Here is a 19,148-nt window from a genome sequence, read left to right on the forward strand (position 1 = left end):
ATCTCACCATTAGCAGCGTGCTGCGGAGTAACCTAATGAAAAAGTGTTGTATTTTTGTTTTTGGACTGTTCTTGATTTGTTCCAATTCGGCGTATGCGGAGCAGGTGGGCTCGGTAGATACCGTGTTCAAATTCCTAGGTCCAGACCACAAAATTGTGGTTGAAGCCTTTGATGATCCTGATATTAAAAATGTAACCTGTTATATCAGTCGGGCCAAAACGGGCGGGATAAAAGGCGGCTTAGGGCTGGCCGAAGACACCTCTGACGCGGCAATCTCTTGCCAGCAGGTTGGGCCAATCGAACTCAGCGATAAGATTAAGCAGGGTAAAGATAAGGGGACGGTGGTGTTCCAGAAACGCACCTCGCTGATATTCAAAAAGCTGCAGGTGGTACGTTTTTATGATGCTACCCGCAATGCGCTTATTTACCTGAGTTATTCCGACAAAGTGGTCGACGGTTCGCCAAAAAATGCCCTTAGCGCGGTGCCAATCATCCCTTGGGGTGCTCGCTAACAGCCTCGGGTTGATACCAAAAGAAAAGGCCAGCATATGCTGGCCTTTTTCATTGACGATGACTGACAACAGGGTTGGCAACCTGCCGCTTAGTCTTCTAAATCACCACAGAAACGATAGCCTTCACCATGAATGGTGGCGATGATTTCTGGGGTATCCGGCGTGGCTTCGAAGTGTTTACGAATGCGACGGATAGTGACGTCAACGGTACGGTCATGAGGCTTAAGCTCACGGCCCGTCATTTTCTTCAGCAAGTCGCCACGGGTTTGAATTTTGCCCGGATTCTCACAGAAATGCAGCATCGCGCGGAATTCACTGCGCGGCAGCTTGTATTGCTCGCCAGCCGGGCTCACCAGCGAACGGCTGTTGATGTCCAGTTCCCAACCGTTGAATTTGTAGCTTTCTACCAGACGGCGTTCTTCACCGGTGGTGCTCAGATTCATGGTACGGGAGAGCAGATTGCGTGCACGGATAGTCAGTTCACGCGGGTTAAAAGGTTTGGTGATGTAATCATCAGCACCGATTTCCAGACCGAGGATCTTGTCGACTTCATTGTCGCGGCCGGTCAGGAACATCAGGGCAACGCTGGCTTGTTCGCGCAGTTCACGGGCCAGCAGCAAGCCATTTTTACCTGGCAGGTTGATGTCCATGATGACCAGATTGATGTCATGTTCTGACAAGATGTTGTGCATTTCTGCACCATCATTGGCTTCATGCACCATGTAGCCTTCTGCTTCAAAAATACTTTTTAGCGTATTACGGGTCACTAACTCGTCTTCGACGATCAGGATATGAGGAGTCTGCATGTTTGCTACCTAAGATTGCCAACAAATTGAAAATAGGAGTACAGAAGTCCTTGTTATTCCGATGAATTTTGACAGCGAATGCGCTATCTCACTCGTTACATGACTAAAGTACGTAAATGCGTTTCTGATGCGCTTTACATCAACACCAATGTCGTCGCCAGCTCTGTCGCGAAGCCCACTTTGTGACTTCCTATTGGGTGCTGGAATGGCGCTTATCCTAACCCTATTAACAGCAATATAACAGCGAGTGCCGACATTACCACCCAACAAAACTACGCTTTGTTGACATATATCAAATTCAATTGTAGCACGGTAACACTTTAGTGAAAAACACTTATAGGAATGCACGGTTAAGTCACATTTTGCGCAAAATTGGTCACGATTCAGCAGGTTATAATTTCCGCCCACTATATTGAGAGAATTGATTCTAATCATTCAATATATCAATATGATTAGTAAGGCTTATTTAATTTTATAAGTCATGTAGTAGTGGTTCATTTCTATTTTCTGGCTAATGGCAGATTTTACGGCATTTAGTTATTAGCCCATATTTGACTGTTAAGTTTATGTGAAAAGTTGAGCATTTTGAGAAGTCACTTTTACTCAATTAAAAGCTCACTTAAGATCGACCGCAGATATTCCAATACGAACATTCAGAGGACTGATGCAACTTCATATTATTTTGGTTTCCCCGGCGCGGCCTGAAAATGTCGGCGCAGCGGCACGAGCAATGAAAACCATGGGGTTCGCGTCATTGCGTATTGTCGACAGTCAGGCTCATCTGCAACCCGAGGCGGGGTGGGTGGCGCACGCGTCCAATGAGATTCTGCATAATGCGCAACATTTCGAGACGCTAGAGGCGGCGCTGGCCGATATCGATTTCACCGTGGCGACCACCGCGCGCAGCCGCGCCCGTTTCCACTACTACAGCACGCCTGTGGAGCTGCTCGGCCAGTTAGAGGAGAAGCGTGGGTGGATAAACAACGCCGCGCTGGTTTTTGGGCGGGAAGATTGCGGGTTGACCAATGAAGAGCTGGATCTGGCCGATATTCTCACCGGCGTGCCGATGGTGGCGGATTACCCTTCGCTGAATCTTGGCCAGGCCGTAATGGTGTTCTGCTATCAGCTGTCAGCGCTAAACCAAATTTCGGCACCCGTGGCGATTCAACCCGATGCCGGACAGTTGGGTGCGTTGCGCTCAAGAATTAACCGTTTATTGGACGCGGTAGAAGCCAGCGACGACCAAAAATTGTCGGATTGGGTGCAGCAGCGCGTAGGACTTTTACAACAAAGAGATGCTGCAATGTTGCACACTTTGCTGCATGACATCGAAAAAAAGCTGACGAAGTGATCTGAGGCGCAGCGTGGTTTGTATGGGGAAATGCTCGGGCCTGTGCCTCACGACCTCTCTTTTTCACTGATTTAGGCCGTTTTGGCAGAGAATAATCTGTTTGTATTTCATTGTGACGCTTGGCGCAAAATCAGAAAAAAATTGACTTGTTGTGCCTGATGCTTTAGCTAATAGGGGCAGACAGAGTAAAAAACACAACATATAAACAGACAGACAGAAAATAAAAATGCGAATGATCAGCCTGAACACAACAATTATTACCACCACCGAAACCACTGGTTACGGGGCGGGCTGACGCGTACAGGAAAAACAGAAAAAAGCCCGCACCTAAACAGTGCGGGCTTTTTTTTTAGCGACTTTTTTAACGAATCGTCATCTACGAATGAGCTTCAGGAGAGTACCAGAAATGCGAGTGTTGAAATTTGGCGGGACTTCAGTAGCAAACGCGGAACGCTTCTTACGCGTCGCGGACATCATGGAAAGCAATGCACGTCAGGGACAGGTTGCCACGGTACTTTCTGCGCCGGCCAAAATTACCAACCACCTCGTCGCGATGATTGAGCGAACGGTTGCTGGGCAAGAGATCCAGCCAATCATGAGCGATGCAGAACGCATTTTCTCCGAATTAATCACCGGCCTTGCTGAGAAAGTACCGGGCTTCGATCTGCCGAAAGTGAAAACTTTCATCGAGCAAGAGTTCGGCCAGCTTAAGCAATTACTGCATGGAATCAGTCTGTTAGGACAGTGTCCTGATAGCGTCAACGCGTCCATCATCTGCCGCGGTGAAAAGCTCTCTATCGCCATCATGGAAGCCGTATTCGTCGCCAAAGGCTATGGCGTCACTGTGATCAACCCAGTGGAAAAATTGCTGGCTCAGGGTAGCTATCTGGAATCCACCGTTGATATCAACGAATCGACTCTGCGCATCGCTGCCAGCGGTATTCCTGCTGATAATATCGTGCTGATGGCGGGCTTCACTGCCGGTAATGACAGAGGCGAGCTGGTGGTGCTGGGCCGTAATGGCTCCGACTACTCGGCGGCGGTATTGGCGGCCTGTCTGCGCGCCGACTGTTGTGAAATCTGGACTGATGTCGATGGCGTCTACACCTGCGACCCGCGCACCGTGCCCGATGCTCGCTTGTTAAAATCGATGTCCTATCAAGAGGCTATGGAGCTTTCTTACTTCGGCGCCAAAGTCCTTCACCCTCGCACCATCCTGCCCATCGCCCAATTCCAAATCCCATGCCTGATTAAAAACACCACCAACCCGCAGGCGCCGGGCACCCTGATTGGCAGCGAAAGCCTTGATGACAACACGCCGGTCAAAGGCATCACCAACCTGAATAACATGGCGATGATCAATGTCTCCGGGCCGGGCATGAAAGGCATGGTCGGCATGGCGGCGCGAGTGTTCGCGGTGATGTCACGCTCGGGCATTTCGGTGGTGCTGATCACCCAGTCCTCCTCGGAATACAGCATCAGCTTCTGCGTGCCTCAGGGAGAACTGGAGCGCGCGCGTCGCGCACTGGAAGACGAATTCTATCTGGAGCTGAAAGATGGCCTGCTCGAGCCGCTAGACGTGATGGAGAAGCTGGCGGTTATCTCCGTCGTCGGCGACGGCATGCGCACGCTCCGCGGCATCTCGGCCAAGTTCTTCTCCGCGCTGGCCCGCGCCAACATCAATATCGTGGCTATCGCCCAAGGCTCCTCCGAGCGCTCAATCTCAGTCGTGGTGAACAATGACGACGCCACCACTGGCGTTCGCGTCAGCCATCAGATGCTGTTCAACACCGATCAGGTTATCGAAGTATTCCTGATTGGCGTTGGCGGCGTCGGTGGGGCGCTTATCGAGCAGGTTCGCCGCCAGCAGGCGTGGCTTAAGGCCAAGCATATTGACCTGCGGGTGTGCGGCATCGCCAACTCTCGCGCTATGCTGACCAACATTCACGGCATCTCTTTGGACAACTGGAGTGACGAGCTGGGCGCGGCGAAAGAGCCGTTCAACCTTGGCCGCCTGATTCGTTTAGTTAAAGAGTATCACTTGCTTAACCCGGTGATTGTTGACTGTACCTCCAGCCAAGAAGTGGCTGATCAATATGCGGATTTCCTGGCTGACGGCTTCCACGTCGTGACGCCAAACAAGAAAGCCAATACCTCATCGATGAACTATTACTATCAGTTGCGTAAAGCTGCTGAGCATTCACGCCGCAAATTCCTTTACGACACTAACGTCGGCGCGGGCCTGCCGGTGATTGAAAATCTGCAAAACCTGCTCAACGCGGGTGACGAGCTGGTGCGCTTCTCCGGCATTCTTTCTGGCTCGCTGTCCTACATTTTCGGCAAGCTGGATGAGGGGATGTCGCTGTCCGAGGCCACGCTGCAGGCGCGTGATATGGGCTATACCGAGCCAGACCCGCGTGATGACCTGTCGGGAATGGACGTAGCTCGCAAGCTGTTGATTCTGGCCCGTGAAGCCGGTTACAAACTGGAACTCTCTGATATTGAAGTTGAATCCGTTCTGCCGTTATCCTTCGACTCTGAAGGCAGCGTGACCGACTTTGTGAGCCGTCTGCCGACGGTGGACGCTGATTTCGCCCAGCGCGTGGCCGATGCCACGGCACAGGATAAGGTTTTGCGCTACGTTGGTGCTATCGAGGAGGGGCGCTGCACGGTGAAGATCGAGGCCGTCGATGGTAACGATCCTCTGTATAAAGTAAAAAATGGCGAGAATGCTCTGGCGTTCTACAGCCGTTATTATCAGCCTCTGCCACTAGTTTTACGCGGTTATGGCGCGGGCAATGACGTTACTGCCGCCGGCGTTTTTGCCGATCTTTTGCGAACGCTGTCATGGAAGTTAGGAGTTTAATATGGTTAAGGTGTATGCCCCTGCCTCAATTGGCAATGTCAGCGTAGGTTTTGACGTGCTGGGCGCCGCTGTTTCTCCGGTTGACGGCACGCTGCTCGGCGACTGCGTGAGCGTAGAGGCAGCGACAGAGTTCAGTTTGAAAAGCGAAGGTCGCTTCGTCTCCAAGTTACCGGATCGCATGGAAGACAATATTGTCTTCCAGTGCTGGCAGCGTTTCTGTCAGGAAATCGGCAAAGAGATCCCGGTCGCCATGACGCTGGAAAAGAACATGCCGATTGGCTCTGGCTTAGGTTCTAGCGCCTGCTCGGTGGTTGCCGGGCTGGTGGCGATGAACGAGTTCTGCGGCAAGCCGCTGGATGAAAATACCATGCTTTCCCTGATGGGCGAGCTGGAAGGGCGCATCTCCGGCAGCGTGCACTTCGACAACGTCGCGCCATGCTATCTCGGCGGCATCCAGCTGATGCTGGAAGAGCTGGGTGTGATCAGCCAAAACGTGCCGAGCTTTGATGATTGGCTGTGGGTGATGGCGTATCCGGGCATCAAAGTGTCGACCGCCGAAGCGCGCGCGATTCTACCGGCCCAGTACCGCCGTCAGGACTGCATCAGCCACGGTCGCTATCTTGCTGGCTTCATTCACGCCTGCCATACGCAACAACCGGCACTGGCTGCTAAATTAATGAAAGACGTAATTGCCGAGCCTTATCGCACGCGCCTGCTTCCAGGTTTTGCCGAGGCGCGCACCGCCGCTGAAGAAATTGGCGCTCTGGCTTGTGGTATTTCAGGCTCCGGCCCGACGCTGTTTGCCGTGTGCAACGACAGCGCAACCGCCAAACGTATGGCGGACTGGTTGCAGAATCACTATCTGCAAAATGATGAAGGCTTTGTTCATATTTGTCGTCTGGATACCGCAGGCGCGAGACTATTGGGATAAATGATGAAACTGTACAACCTGAAGGACCACAATGAGCAGGTCAGCTTTGCTCAGGCCGTTAAGCAAGGTTTAGGAAAGCAGCAGGGCCTGTTCTTTCCTCTCGAGTTGCCTGAGTTTGCGCTGAGTGACATCGACGGCCTGCTGGATCAAGACTTTGTTACCCGCAGCAGCCGCATTCTGTCTGCGTTCATTGGTGATGAAATTCCAGAAGACCAGCTCTACCAGCGCGTAAAAAGTGCTTTTGCTTTCCCAGCGCCGGTTGCCAAAGTGTCCGACGATATTGCCTGTCTGGAGCTGTTCCACGGCCCAACTCTGGCCTTCAAAGACTTCGGCGGCCGCTTTATGGCGCAGGTGCTGACACAGGTTTCTGGCGACCAGCCGGTGACCATTCTGACTGCGACTTCGGGTGACACCGGCGCGGCCGTTGCTCACGCCTTCCACGGCAGGAAAAACGTTCGCGTAGTGATCCTCTATCCGAAAGGCAAAATCAGCCCGTTGCAGGAAAAGCTGTTCTGTACGCTGGGCGACAACATTCACACCGTGGCGATCGACGGCGACTTTGACCAGTGTCAGGCACTGGTGAAGCAAGCATTTGATGATGAAGAGCTGAAGCATGAGCTGAAACTGAACTCAGCAAACTCGATTAACATCAGTCGCTTGCTGGCGCAAATCTGCTACTACTTTGAGGCCGTGGCGCAACTACCACAGGAAGCGCGCAACCAGCTGGTTATCTCCGTGCCGAGCGGCAACTTTGGTGATCTGACGGCTGGTCTGCTGGCGAAATCACTGGGGCTGCCGGTCAAACGCTTTATCGCAGCAACCAACGCCAATGACACCGTGCCGCGCTTTCTCGCCAATGGCGAATGGGCGCCGAAAACTACGGTGGCGACATTATCCAACGCGATGGACGTCAGCCAGCCAAACAACTGGCCGCGCGTGGAAGAGCTGTACCGCCGCAAAATTTGGAAGCTGAAAGACCTGGGCTTCGGCGCGGTGAGCGATGACACCACTGAAGACGCGATGCGCGAGCTGGCGGACATTGGCTACATCTCTGAACCTCACGCCGCTATTGCCTACCGCGTGCTGCGCGACCAACTTCAACCGGGCGAATTCGGCCTGTTCATCGGCACCGCGCATCCGGCCAAGTTCAAGGAGAGCGTGGAGGCGATTCTGGGTCAGGACATTGATTTGCCGAAAGAGCTGGCGGAGCGCGCGGATCTTCCGCTGCTGTCGCACGACTTGCCGGCTGATTTCAGCGAAATGCGTCGTTTCCTGATGGCGCTGCCAAAGTAACGATCTGCTGACTTTCAGAGACTAAAAAGCCCTCTTGCGAGGGCTTTTTTTATGGTTTGAAGCGCGGCTTACTGCTCTGGACGGATGAACACCAGCTCATTACCTTCTGAGCGGGCTGGGTCATACTCATAGCCTTCCAGATTGAAATCTCGCAGCTGGCTGACCTTGCTCAGACGCTCTTTGATGATGAAACGACTCATCAGGCCACGGGCCTTTTTAGCGTAGAAGCTGATGACCTTGTAATTCCCCTTTTTCTGGTCGAGGAACACCGGCTTGATGATTTCACCATCAAGCTTGGCCGGTTTCACGGCTTTGAAATACTCATCAGATGCCAGGTTAATCAAGACCTTATCGCCTTGTTCAGCCAGTAATTTATTGAGCTTCTCCGTCAATAAATCGCCCCAGAAAGTATACAGATTCGACCCCTGCGGGTTTTCCAGGCGGATCCCCATTTCAAGGCGATACGGCATCATCAAATCCAGCGGGCGCAGCAGGCCGTACAGACCAGAGAGCATGCGCAGATGGTCTTGGGCGAACTCGAAATCTTTCTCGCTGAAATCTTCCGCCTGCAAGCCGGTATACACATCACCTTTAAACGCCAAGATTGCCTGACGCGCGTTGTCCGGGCTGAAATCCGGCTGCCAATCGTTAAAGCGTTCGGCATTGAGCAGCGCCAGCTTGTCGCTGATGCCCATCAGGCTGGAGATCTGGGCTGGCGTCAGTTTGCGGGCAATGCTGATTAGCTGGCTCGACTTATCCAGTAATTCAGGTTGGGTAAAGCGTTTTGTGGCGAGCGGGCTTTCGTAGTCGAGCGTTTTAGCAGGAGAAATAATGGTCAGCATAGTCGCATCCGTTGGTCGGCTATCGGTTCATCGTGAGATCTTGGTTTCGGCTCTATTTTAGCAAAAATCTGCCCTGAGCCGGCCATAAAAATGGCGCAAAGGCCGGGCAGAACGGAAATTGCTGCAATAGGAAAAACTTAATGTTTCGCCTGAGGTGGGGTTTTCTGCCACACCTCGGGAGTGAGCTGTTCGCGGAATTCCGGGAAGTGGTCGGGGTTGAACACCGGCGTTCGCCCCATGCGGCGCTGGCGCTCGTAGTCCTTGATGACTTTCAGCGCAATACCCGAAAGCAGCATCAGCGCGGTGAGGTTGATGATAGTCATGAGTGCCATGCTGATATCCGCCATTTTCCACACTGTTGGCAGTTTTGCCAGACAGCCGAAAGCCACCATGCCCAGAACTAGCAGGCGGAAAACGTAGAGTTTGGCTTTCTCGCCACTGCGCAGGAATACCAAATTGTTCTCAGCATAAACATAGTTGGCGGAGATAGAGGAGAAGGCGAAAATAAACACAAAGGTCGCCACCAGATAATGGCCCAGCTCATTGCCGGTCGCGGCTGAGACGGCCTGCTGAATCAGCGCGATGCCCTTGAGCTGCTGGTCAGGGGCATCTAACAGGCCTGAGCTGAGGATAATCAACGCCGTGGCGCTGCAAATCACGATGGTATCGATAAATACGCCGAGCATTTGCGAGAAGCCCACCGCCGCCGGATGAGCGGGCTCGGGGGCGGCAAGGGCAGCGGCGTTGGGGGAAGAGCCCATGCCCGCCTCGTTAGAGAACAGACCGCGCTGCACCCCTTGGGTCAGCGCCTGTGTAATAGCAAAACCGACCGCGCCGGCGGCGACTTCCTGCAAGCCAAAGGCGCTTTTAACTATCAGAACAAAGACTTGCGGCAGGCGTTCAACATTATGCCCAATCACCCAGGTAGCCATCAGCAGATAGCCCACCGCCATGACAGGCACCATCCATTGCGACAGTTTAGAGAAGCGTTTTAGGCCGCCAAACAGAGTGACGGCGGTCAGTAACACCAGACCTGCGGCGACGTAATGAGGATTACTGTCAAAGGAGAGGGCGGCCACCTGAGCAATCGCATTGGCCTGTAGCGCATTGAAAATTAAACCAAAAGAGAGCACCAGCATGATGGAAAACAGCACGCCCATCCAGCGCATGCCGAGGCCTTTCTCCATGTAATCCGCCGGACCGCCGCGATAATTACCTTTTAAATCACGCCCCTTAAACAGCTGTGCCAAGGTGTTTTCGAACAGTGCGGTCACCATGCTAATGAAGGCAACGACCCACATCCAGAAGATGGCTCCCGGCCCGCCTGCGGCAATAGCCAAGGCCACGCCCGCCACGTTGCCTGTACCAATACGGGCAGCCAGGCTGATACACAGGGCCTGAAAGGTTGAAATACCGCGCGGGTTGGCGCCGTTTTTATGCAGATGTGAGGAGAAAATATGGCCAAAGAGGCGGAACTGAATAAAACGCGTGCGCAGGCTAAAGTAAATGCCCGTCCCCAGCAGCAGGTAAATCAGGATTGAGCCCCAAAGAATGTTATCGAAAAAATTCAGCATTTCGCTCATTGGGCGCCTTTGTTGATCAAGGTATTGATAGTTGACCCCTGCATGGGTGGTTGTATTTTAGCCATTTTGTATAGAGTGCTGGTTAACATAGCCTTTTTACCCACATGGTGACACTGTCATTTTGACTGAAAAATTAAGATTCTGCAGACGATAAACCCATTTTTGTCATGCCTATCGCACCGCCATATCTGCCTTGCGCGTGGCTTTTTGCATGTTATCATCAGGCAAAGGCAAGGCATGAAAATGCCTCAACGAAAATGTACAAACGATGAGATATGCCAAATGACCGATAAACTGACTTCCCTACGCCAACTCACTAAAGTTGTTGCAGACACCGGGGATATTGCGGCAATGAAACTGTACCAGCCGCAAGATGCTACGACCAACCCGTCTCTGATCCTCAACGCTGCACAAATTCCTGAATACCGTAAATTGATCGACGAAGCCATTGCATGGGCTAAAGATCAAAGCAGCGATCGTGACCAGCAGGTTACTGACGCGGCTGACAAACTGGCGGTAAACATCGGTCTGGAGATCCTAAAACTGGTCCCAGGCCGCATTTCTACCGAAGTCGACGCGCGTCTGTCCTATGACACTGAAGCGAGCGTGGCTAAAGCCCACCGTCTGATCAAACTTTATAACGATGCTGGCATCAGCAACGACCGTATCCTGATCAAACTGGCTTCAACCTGGCAGGGTATCCGTGCCGCTGAGCGTCTGGAAAAAGAAGGCATCAACTGTAACCTGACTCTGCTGTTCTCCTTCGCTCAGGCTCGTGCTTGTGCTGAAGCTGGCGTTTACCTGATTTCTCCATTCGTTGGCCGTATCCTCGACTGGTACAAAGCTAACGGCGACAAAAAAGAGTTCGCGCCGCACGAAGATCCAGGCGTTGTCTCTGTGACTGAAATCTACGAATACTACAAACAGCACGGCTACGAGACTGTGGTTATGGGCGCAAGCTTCCGTAACATCGGCGAAATCATCGAGCTGGCTGGTTGTGACCGTCTGACTATCGCACCTGCTCTGTTGAAAGAACTGGCAGAAAGCGAAGGTCCGTTGGAGCGTAAACTGTCCTACACTGGCGAAACCAAAGCACGTCCAGAGCCATTGACTGAAGCTCAGTTCTACTGGGATCACAGCCAAGACCCAATGGCTATCGACAAACTGGCGGATGGTATCCGTAAGTTTGCTATCGACCAGGGTAAACTGGAAAAAATGATCGCTGACCTGCTGTAATCACGGCACTCGGTATCAGAAAGGCGACTCAATGAGTCGCCTTTTTTAATGTCTGAAGAAAAAAATCTCGCCCCGACTTACCGATATACTTATCCTTTATCCCATTAACGGCTGGGTTGCCGAACAAATGCTTGGGGAGAAGAAAAGCATGGATAACTTACGAATTGGTTTGGTGTCGGTTTCGGACCGCGCTTCAAACGGCATTTATCAGGATAAAGGCATTCCGGCATTAGAAGCCTGGCTGGAAAAGGCGCTGATCACGCCCTTCAAGTTGGAGAAGAGATTGATCCCCGACGAGCAGCCGCTGATTGAGCAGGCGATTAGCGAATTGGTGGATGAAAGTGGCTGCCATTTGGTGCTGACCACCGGCGGTACAGGCCCCGCACGTCGCGACGTCACGCCGGATGCCACCCTGGCCGTTGCCGACCGCGAAATGCCAGGCTTTGGCGAACAGATGCGTCAAATCAGCCTGCACTTTGTGCCCACAGCTATCCTTTCTCGTCAGGTTGGGGTTATCCGCAAACAGGCGCTGATTTTGAATCTGCCGGGCCAGCCAAAGTCGATTCAGGAAACGCTTGAAGGCCTGAAAGATGAGTCGGGTAAGGTGATTGTTTCCGGCATTTTTGCCAGCGTGCCTTACTGCATTCAACTGCTCGACGGCCCGTATATTGAAACACACGAGGACGTGGTAGCAGCTTTTCGTCCCAAAAGTGCCCGCCGCGATACAAAAAACTAAAGTTAGACTTTTTCTGACATATGATTCAGCCCATCTGGTGCGCAAAACGTTTGCCGTTATAGTAATCATTCCTTTACAGGTAGCGGCTCGTTTTTTACACCTTCCACTTTGTGCTATACGGTATCTTATGCAACAGGCTAATAATCGTCGGCTTAACCGGCAAGATTTCAAGACACTGTCCCTTGCTGCACTAGGCGGCGCCCTCGAGTTCTACGACTTCATCATTTTTGTTTTCTTTGCTGCGGTTATCGGCGATCTGTTCTTTCCGGCGGATATGCCTGATTGGGTTCGGCAGGTGCAAACCTTCGGGATTTTCGCCGCTGGCTATCTGGCGCGCCCGCTGGGTGGCGTCATTATGGCGCACTTTGGCGATCTGATTGGCCGTAAGCGAATGTTTAGCTTCAGTATTCTCTTGATGGCGCTACCGACGCTGGCGATGGGCCTGCTGCCAACCTATTCCTCCATTGGTATTGCCGCACCTCTGTTACTGCTGCTGATGCGCCTGTTGCAAGGCGCGGCGGTAGGCGGGGAAGTGCCGGGAGCCTGGGTGTTTGTGGCCGAACACGTGCCGCGCAGGCACATCGGTTTTGCCTGCGGTACGCTGACGGCGGGCCTGACCGTCGGTATCCTGCTCGGCTCGCTGGTGGCGACCGTGCTGCACAGCACGCTGTCAGCAGAAGCCGTGCGTGACTACGGCTGGCGCATTCCTTTCTTCATCGGCGGGATTTTCGGCCTGATTGCCATGTACCTGCGCCGCTGGTTACAAGAGACGCCGATTTTCCTTGAGATGAAAGCCAAGAAAGCCTTGGCGGAAGTGCTGCCGCTGAAGTCAGTGGTGGTCAATCACAAAAAAGAAATTGTGATTTCAATGCTCTTGACCTGGCTGCTGTCGGCCTGTCTGGTGGTGGTTATTCTGATGACGCCAACCTATTTGCAAAAGCAGTTTGCTATCCCGGCGGCTCAGGCTTTGCAGGCTAACAGCATGGCGACCATTGCTCTGACCTTCGGCTGCATCGTGGCGGGCTGGATTATCGACCGCATCGGCGCCAGCAGGATGTTTATCTTCGGCAGCCTGTTCTTGGGCGTTTGTACTTGGGCCTTCTACCACGTGGTTGCCACTGACCCATCAAAACTTATGGTGATGTATGCGCTGGCGGGCTTTAGCGTCGGGCTGGTGGGGACGGTGCCTTATGTCATGGTTCGCGCCTTCCCGGCGGAGGTGCGTTTCACCGGCATCTCTTTCTCTTATAACGTCTCTTACGCCATTTTTGGCGGGCTCACGCCAATCTTCATCTCCTTTATTACGCACGTTACGCCGATGGCACCGGCCTATTATATTCTCGCCATGGCGGTGGTTGGGGTGCTGATTGGTTTCTACCTGACGCGTGATTTGAATAGCGATGAGAAGAGTGAGTTTACTCGGCAGGCAGCCTCAGGCCGTTAATCGAAGCAGGTAGCGTGAAAGCAAAAAGCCCCGACGAAGATGCCGGGGCTTTTATCTTTTGAAGCAAGCCCCATCAGGCTTTTTGCATCTCGCCAATCGGCAGCACGGTTCGGCCATACTGCTCGTTCAGCACTTCGGCTATCGCCAAATAAATGGCGCTCGCGCCGCAGAAGATCCCTTCGAATCCGGCGATATGCAGCACGTCCGCGTTACCGGTGATATTGCCCACGGCCAGCAAGGCGAACAGTACCGTCAGGCTGCCAAAAACCACCTGTAATCCGCGGTTTGCTTTCAAGGTGCCGAAAAACATGAAAAGGGTGAAGACGCCCCACAGACCAAGATAAACCCCTAAGAAGCTTTCGCTACTGGCATCTGCCACGCCCATGCGCGGCAGCATCAGAATGCCGACCAAGCTCAGCCAGAATGCGCCATAAGAGGTGAAGGCCGTGGTGCCAAAGGTATTGCCCTTTTTAAACTCCATGATGCCAGCGAATATCTGAATCAAGCCACCATAGAAAATCCCCATGCTGACGATAACGGCAGTCAGTGGGAAGAAACCGGCATTGTGTAAATTCAACAAGATAGTTGTCATGCCAAAACCCATCAGACCCAAGGGGCAGGGGTTAGCCATCGTTTTGCTTTGCATAATTCCTCTGGACTATAAATGTCGCGAATAAATAACCGGGCTAGATTCACTTGTGAAAGGGGCAAAAAGGCCACATATCGTCACCAGCGCGCGGCATCATAAGGAGGTGTCAGCGAGCAAACATTGATCTGGCGTAACCGCAGTTGAAGATTTTTTTTCATTGGACCCCTTGATGCTGGCTCGCATGGCCCCATCTTATTCTCAACCGCAGTTGTTACCGCCAGTAAAAGGCAATATTGGGCAGTTGAAATTAAACAATTCGTCCACATATACAGTAACAACCTGACCGAATATGAATTTTTAGTGGAGACGTTTTAGATGGGTAAAATTATTGGGATCGACCTGGGTACCACCAACTCTTGTGTGGCTATTATGGATGGCACAACTGCACGTGTGCTGGAGAACGCAGAGGGTGATCGCACCACTCCTTCCATCATCGCTTATGCAGCAGATGGCGAAACTCTGGTGGGCTCACCAGCTAAGCGTCAGGCTGTCACTAACCCGCAAAACACCCTGTTTGCGATTAAGCGCCTGATTGGCCGTCGCTTCCAGGACGAAGAAGTACAGCGTGACAAAGGCATCATGCCTTACCAGATCGTTGGCGCAGATAACGGCGACGCATGGATCGACGTTAAAGGCCAAAAAATCGCACCTCCGCAGATTTCTGCAGAAGTGTTGAAGAAAATGAAGAAAACGGCTGAAGATTATCTGGGCGAACCAGTAACTGAAGCGGTTATCACTGTACCTGCTTACTTCAACGATGCTCAGCGTCAGGCAACCAAAGACGCCGGCCGTATCGCAGGTCTGGAAGTAAAACGTATCATCAACGAACCAACCGCTGCTGCTCTGGCATACGGTCTGGATCGTGAAGTCGGCAACCGCACCATCGCGGTATACGACTTGGGTGGTGGTACTTTCGATATTTCAATCATCGAAATCGATGAAGTTGATGGCGAGAAAACCTTCGAAGTTCTGGCAACCAACGGTGATACCCACCTGGGTGGTGAAGACTTCGATAGCCGTCTGATCAACTATCTGGTTGAAGAGTTCAAGAAAGAGCAAGGCATGGACCTGCGTAACGATCCGCTGGCTATGCAACGTCTGAAAGAAGCGGCTGAGAAAGCGAAAATCGAACTTTCTTCTGCACAACAGACTGATGTTAACCTGCCGTACATCACTGCTGATGCGACAGGTCCAAAACACATGAACATCAAAGTGACCCGTGCAAAACTGGAATCACTGGTTGAAGACTTGGTAGGTCGTTCTATCGAGCCACTGAAAGTAGCTCTGAAAGACGCTGGCCTGTCAGTTTCTGACATTCAAGACGTTATCTTGGTAGGCGGTCAGACCCGTATGCCAATGGTTCAGAAGAAAGTCGCAGACTTCTTCGGTAAAGAACCACGTAAAGACGTTAACCCGGATGAAGCTGTAGCTATCGGTGCTGCAGTTCAGGGCGGCGTGTTGTCTGGTGATGTTAAAGACGTTCTGTTGCTGGACGTGACTCCACTGTCTCTGGGTATCGAAACCATGGGCGGCGTGATGACTCCACTGATCACCAAGAACACCACCATCCCAACTAAGCACAGCCAGGTGTTCTCTACTGCGGAAGACAACCAGTCTGCAGTAACCATCCACGTGGTGCAGGGTGAGCGTAAACGTTCTAGCGATAACAAGTCTCTGGGTCAGTTCAACCTGGACGGCATCCAAGCTGCACCACGCGGTATGGCGCAGATCGAAGTCACCTTCGACCTGGATGCTGATGGTATCTTGCACGTTTCTGCTAAAGACAAAAATACCGGTCGCGAGCAGAAAATCACCATCAAGGCTTCTTCTGGTCTGAGCGAAGAAGAAATCCAGAAAATGGTGAACGATGCCGAAGCTAACGCCGAGTCTGACCGTAAGTTTGAAGAACTGGTCCAGACCCGTAACCAAGCGGATCACCTGATCCACGGTACGCGTAAGCAACTGGAAGAGTCTGGCGACAAGCTGCCAGCTGAAGATAAAACCGCAATTGAAGAAGCCCTGAAAGCACTGGAAGTTTCTGCTAAAGGCGAAGATAAAGCGGATATCGAAGCTAAGCTGCAGGCGCTGGTGCAGGTTTCTGGCAAGTTAGCAGAGATGGCACAGCCACAAGGCCAGGCCGAAGGCGGCGACGACAGCGCGAAGAAAGATGACGACGTTGTTGACGCTGAATTCGAAGAAGTTAAAGACAAGAAATAATCGCCCTTAAGCGGGCACAGTAAGAGTTCTTAATAAGACCTTTTATTGAAAACCAGCACGGGCGTCGAGGAAACTCTGCGCCCGTGCACGCATGTTGAGGGCAGGAAAAAGCATGGCGAAGCAAGATTATTACGAGCTGTTGGGCGTTTCCAAAACGGCCGACGAGCGCGAAATCAAAAAAGCCTATAAGCGGCTAGCGATGAAGCACCATCCTGATAGAAATCAGGGTGATAAAGAATCCGAAACCAAATTTAAAGAAATCAAAGAAGCTTACGAAATTCTGACTGACGCACAGAAACGTGCTGCTTACGACCAATATGGTCATGCTGCCTTCGAACAAGGCGGAATGGGCGGTGGCGGCGGCTACGGTGGCGGCGGTGCAGACTTTAGCGACATCTTTGGTGACGTCTTTGGCGACATCTTCGGTGGTGGACGCCGTCAGCGTGCCAGCCGAGGTTCAGATCTGCGTTACAACATGGATCTGACTTTGGAAGAGGCCGTTCGTGGTGTCACCAAAGAGATCCGCATTCCGACACTGGCCGAGTGTGACGTTTGCCACGGCAGCGGCGCGAAAGCCGGAAGCTCTCCGGTAACCTGTCCGACCTGTCACGGTGCCGGTCAAGTGCAGATGCGTCAGGGCTTCTTTACTGTGCAGCAGGCTTGTCCTACTTGTCAGGGCCGCGGCAAAATCATTAAAGATCCGTGCAACAAGTGTCACGGCCATGGTCGCGTAGAACGCTCGAAAACCCTGTCAGTGAAAATCCCTGCGGGTGTGGACACTGGCGACCGTATTCGTCTGGAAGGCGAAGGCGAAGCGGGCGAGCACGGTGCTCCGGCGGGCGACCTGTACGTTCAGGTTCAAGTCAAAGCGCACAAAATCTTTGAGCGCGAAGGCAATAACCTGTACTGCGAAGTGCCAATCAACTTCGCGATGGCGGCTCTGGGCGGCGAGATTGAAGTGCCAACCCTCGATGGCCGCGTGAAGCTGAAAGTGCCAGCAGAGACTCAGACCGGCAAGCTGTTCCGCATGCGCGGTCGCGGTGTGAAATCCGTTCGCGGTGGGGCTCAGGGCGACCTGCTGTGCCGCGTCGTCGTTGAGACTCCGGTTAGCCTGAACGATAAACAGAAGCAGTTGCTGCGCGATCTGGAAGAGAGCTTCGGTGGCGCATCGGGCGAGAAAAACAGCCCGCGCTCTAAAAGCTTCTTAGATGGCGTGAAAAAGTTCTTTGATGATCTGACGCGTTAATCCCTTCAGACTCAAGAAGTTAGTTAACGCTTTCAATCCCCGTCAGCCTGTTCAGGCGGCGGGGATTTTTTTATGGCGAAGCTATAGTGCGTCTTGGCATATAATTCGATAAAACCGAGCTATGAAGCAGCAATAATCGATTTTTTCCGAGCTTTGCTATTGGCTATAATTTGCCGCAACTGCGCAGGAAATGGCTGCGTTAACGCATTTAACAGGAGTCTGAAAGTGTCGAATATTATTCGTCAGTTTTTACGTATGGAAGCCGCGGGCGGCATTGTATTGATTGTCGCCGCAATCATTGCACTGGTTATGGCCAACACGCCAATGCAGGGGCTTTACCAAGCCTTTCTCGACATTCCCGTCACGCTGCGCTTTGCTGACCTATTAATTGATAAACCGCTGCTGCTGTGGATAAACGACGGCCTGATGGCGGTGTTCTTTCTGATGATTGGCCTTGAGGTTAAGCGCGAACTGCGCGAAGGCAATCTGGCAAATCGCGAGCAGGCGCTGTTCCCGGCCATTGCTGCAGTGGGCGGTATGGTTGCCCCGGCGGTGATTTACCTGATGTTTAACGGAGCGGATGAGGTCGCGCGCCAAGGCTGGGCTATTCCGGCGGCGACTGATATCGCTTTCGCACTCGGCGTAATGGCGCTGCTGGGTTCGCGCGTGCCGACCGGGCTAAAGGTGTTCTTGCTGGCGCTCGCTATTATTGATGACCTTGGCGCTATCGTGATTATCGCGCTGTTCTACAGCCACGATATCTCGGGCATGGCGTTAGGGCTGGCGGCGTTGTCCATTGCCGTACTGGCATGGCTGAACTGGCGCGGCGTCGGCAAACTCACGCCGTATCTGTTGGTGGGCGCGGTGCTGTGGGTCTGCGTGCTGAAATCGGGTATCCATGCCACTCTGGCGGGCGTGATCCTCGGCTTCTTCATTCCGCTGGAGACAAAACAGAAAGTCTCTCCGGCTCGCCGTTTAGAGCATGGCATTCACCCTTACGTGGCCTGGTTTATCCTGCCGATATTTGCCTTTGCTAATGCCGGTGTCTCGCTGCAGGGCGTGTCGGCGGAGAGTGTCTTCTCGCTGTTGCCGATGGGTATCGCGGCCGGTCTGTTACTTGGCAAGCCAATCGGCATCATGATTTTCAGCGGCATTGCGGTAAAACTTGGCATTGCGCGCTTGCCGGAAGGGATTAATTTCAAACAGATTGCCGGGGTATCCGTGCTCTGCGGTATTGGTTTTACGATGTCGATTTTCATCGCCTCGCTGGCCTTTGCCAAAGCCGATCCAGAGCTACTGACTTACTCGAAAATCGGTATTTTGCTCGGCTCCACCGTTTCGGCAGTTTTAGGTTATCTGTTACTGAATAAGTTATTGCCGAAGAAAGGCCATCGCCACGGCGCGTAGGCCAATGCTCACCTTGTGTGAACCTCGAA

Annotated in this window: 16 protein-coding genes and 1 other annotated feature; of the genes, 12 read left to right on the forward strand and 4 right to left on the reverse strand. The window is 52.6% G+C overall.

The genetic code is table 11. The features are described from left to right. Positions 1-35: 35 nt before the first annotated feature. Positions 36-512 carry a protein CreA gene (creA, locus tag SBO83_RS11375; protein WP_396131587.1) on the forward strand — a complete coding sequence of 159 codons (477 nt, stop codon included), beginning with the start codon at positions 36-38 and terminating at the stop codon, positions 510-512. Positions 513-601: 89 nt separating this feature from the next. Here creA and arcA read toward each other — a convergent pair whose 3' ends face one another. Beyond that, complete coding sequence (gene arcA, locus SBO83_RS11380; protein ID WP_034787008.1) at positions 602-1,318, reverse strand: two-component system response regulator ArcA; 717 nt, start codon at positions 1,316-1,318, stop codon at positions 602-604. 664 nt (positions 1,319-1,982) lie between these two features. On the opposite strand from arcA, the gene SBO83_RS11385 reads away from it, so the two are divergent. The 5 genes from SBO83_RS11385 to thrC all read left to right on the forward strand — a co-directional run bounded on the left by SBO83_RS11385 (position 1,983) and on the right by thrC (position 7,759). Continuing rightward, entirely contained in the window at positions 1,983-2,669 is a 687-nt protein-coding gene (locus SBO83_RS11385; RefSeq protein ID WP_396131588.1) for a tRNA/rRNA methyltransferase, read from the forward strand. A 232-nt stretch (positions 2,670-2,901) separates the two neighbouring features. Further along, the gene (gene thrL, locus SBO83_RS11390) at positions 2,902-2,964 is read left to right on the forward strand and encodes a thr operon leader peptide (protein WP_229333726.1); all 63 of its coding nucleotides are present in this window, start codon (positions 2,902-2,904) and stop codon (positions 2,962-2,964) included. Next, positions 2,903-3,020, forward strand: a sequence feature (Thr leader region). It overlaps the preceding gene by 62 nt. A 55-nt stretch (positions 3,021-3,075) precedes the next feature. Then, on the forward strand, positions 3,076-5,535 hold the full coding sequence (gene thrA / locus SBO83_RS11395) for a bifunctional aspartate kinase/homoserine dehydrogenase I (protein ID WP_396131589.1): 2,460 nt from the start codon (positions 3,076-3,078) through the stop codon (positions 5,533-5,535). Between the two features lies 1 nt (position 5,536). Beyond that, positions 5,537-6,466 carry a homoserine kinase gene (gene thrB / locus SBO83_RS11400; RefSeq protein ID WP_034787017.1) on the forward strand — a complete coding sequence of 310 codons (930 nt, stop codon included), beginning with the start codon at positions 5,537-5,539 and terminating at the stop codon, positions 6,464-6,466. 3 nt (positions 6,467-6,469) lie between these two features. Continuing rightward, positions 6,470-7,759 (forward strand): threonine synthase, encoded by a 1,290-nt coding sequence (gene thrC, locus SBO83_RS11405; RefSeq protein WP_396131709.1) that lies wholly within the window; start codon positions 6,470-6,472, stop codon positions 7,757-7,759. A gap of 68 nt (positions 7,760-7,827) precedes the next feature. Here thrC and yaaA read toward each other — a convergent pair whose 3' ends face one another. Next, entirely contained in the window at positions 7,828-8,601 is a 774-nt protein-coding gene (gene yaaA, locus SBO83_RS11410) for a peroxide stress protein YaaA (RefSeq protein WP_396131590.1), read from the reverse strand. A 137-nt stretch (positions 8,602-8,738) separates the two neighbouring features. After that, a complete protein-coding gene (locus tag SBO83_RS11415) occupies positions 8,739-10,184 on the reverse strand; it encodes an amino acid carrier protein (protein WP_396131591.1) in 1,446 nt (481 codons plus the stop codon). Positions 10,185-10,466: 282 nt separating this feature from the next. Between SBO83_RS11415 and tal the strand changes: the two genes are divergently transcribed. The 3 genes from tal to SBO83_RS11430 all read left to right on the forward strand — a co-directional run bounded on the left by tal (position 10,467) and on the right by SBO83_RS11430 (position 13,600). Then, entirely contained in the window at positions 10,467-11,420 is a 954-nt protein-coding gene (gene tal / locus SBO83_RS11420; protein WP_396131592.1) for a transaldolase, read from the forward strand. Positions 11,421-11,568: 148 nt separating this feature from the next. Next, complete coding sequence (gene mog / locus SBO83_RS11425; RefSeq protein WP_396131593.1) at positions 11,569-12,156, forward strand: molybdopterin adenylyltransferase; 588 nt, start codon at positions 11,569-11,571, stop codon at positions 12,154-12,156. A gap of 127 nt (positions 12,157-12,283) precedes the next feature. After that, positions 12,284-13,600 (forward strand): MFS transporter, encoded by a 1,317-nt coding sequence (locus SBO83_RS11430; RefSeq protein WP_396131594.1) that lies wholly within the window; start codon positions 12,284-12,286, stop codon positions 13,598-13,600. 73 nt (positions 13,601-13,673) lie between these two features. Here the strand turns inward: SBO83_RS11430 and satP are convergent, their stop codons facing one another. Then, positions 13,674-14,246, reverse strand: coding sequence for an acetate uptake transporter (gene satP / locus SBO83_RS11435; protein ID WP_396131595.1), 573 nt, complete (start codon positions 14,244-14,246; stop codon positions 13,674-13,676). Positions 14,247-14,564: 318 nt separating this feature from the next. Here satP and dnaK point away from each other — a divergent pair, with 318 nt between their 5' ends. From dnaK to nhaA, 3 genes are all read left to right on the forward strand, one after another. Beyond that, positions 14,565-16,466, forward strand: a complete 1,902-nt coding sequence (gene dnaK, locus SBO83_RS11440; protein WP_353500951.1) for a molecular chaperone DnaK — start codon at positions 14,565-14,567, stop codon at positions 16,464-16,466. Positions 16,467-16,578: 112 nt separating this feature from the next. Continuing rightward, positions 16,579-17,712 (forward strand): molecular chaperone DnaJ, encoded by a 1,134-nt coding sequence (gene dnaJ, locus SBO83_RS11445; RefSeq protein WP_396131596.1) that lies wholly within the window; start codon positions 16,579-16,581, stop codon positions 17,710-17,712. A 225-nt stretch (positions 17,713-17,937) separates the two neighbouring features. Further along, a complete protein-coding gene (gene nhaA / locus SBO83_RS11450) occupies positions 17,938-19,119 on the forward strand; it encodes a Na+/H+ antiporter NhaA (protein ID WP_396131597.1) in 1,182 nt (393 codons plus the stop codon). The last annotated feature ends 29 nt before the right edge of the window (positions 19,120-19,148 follow it).

The organism is Ewingella allii, assembly GCF_044430645.1.
GTDB classification, from domain to species: domain Bacteria; phylum Pseudomonadota; class Gammaproteobacteria; order Enterobacterales; family Enterobacteriaceae; genus Ewingella; species Ewingella allii.

Coding starts and splice junctions, on each gene's coding strand:
- creA (WP_396131587.1), top strand. CDS start 36: ATGAAAAAGTGTTGTATTTTTGTTTTTGGACTGTTCTTGATTTGTTCC.
- arcA (WP_034787008.1), bottom strand. CDS start 1,318: ATGCAGACTCCTCATATCCTGATCGTCGAAGACGAGTTAGTGACCCGT.
- SBO83_RS11385 (WP_396131588.1), top strand. CDS start 1,983: ATGCAACTTCATATTATTTTGGTTTCCCCGGCGCGGCCTGAAAATGTC.
- thrA (WP_396131589.1), top strand. CDS start 3,076: ATGCGAGTGTTGAAATTTGGCGGGACTTCAGTAGCAAACGCGGAACGC.
- thrB (WP_034787017.1), top strand. CDS start 5,537: ATGGTTAAGGTGTATGCCCCTGCCTCAATTGGCAATGTCAGCGTAGGT.
- thrC (WP_396131709.1), top strand. CDS start 6,470: ATGAAACTGTACAACCTGAAGGACCACAATGAGCAGGTCAGCTTTGCT.
- yaaA (WP_396131590.1), bottom strand. CDS start 8,601: ATGCTGACCATTATTTCTCCTGCTAAAACGCTCGACTACGAAAGCCCG.
- SBO83_RS11415 (WP_396131591.1), bottom strand. CDS start 10,184: ATGAGCGAAATGCTGAATTTTTTCGATAACATTCTTTGGGGCTCAATC.
- tal (WP_396131592.1), top strand. CDS start 10,467: ATGACCGATAAACTGACTTCCCTACGCCAACTCACTAAAGTTGTTGCA.
- mog (WP_396131593.1), top strand. CDS start 11,569: ATGGATAACTTACGAATTGGTTTGGTGTCGGTTTCGGACCGCGCTTCA.
- SBO83_RS11430 (WP_396131594.1), top strand. CDS start 12,284: ATGCAACAGGCTAATAATCGTCGGCTTAACCGGCAAGATTTCAAGACA.
- satP (WP_396131595.1), bottom strand. CDS start 14,246: ATGCAAAGCAAAACGATGGCTAACCCCTGCCCCTTGGGTCTGATGGGT.
- dnaK (WP_353500951.1), top strand. CDS start 14,565: ATGGGTAAAATTATTGGGATCGACCTGGGTACCACCAACTCTTGTGTG.
- dnaJ (WP_396131596.1), top strand. CDS start 16,579: ATGGCGAAGCAAGATTATTACGAGCTGTTGGGCGTTTCCAAAACGGCC.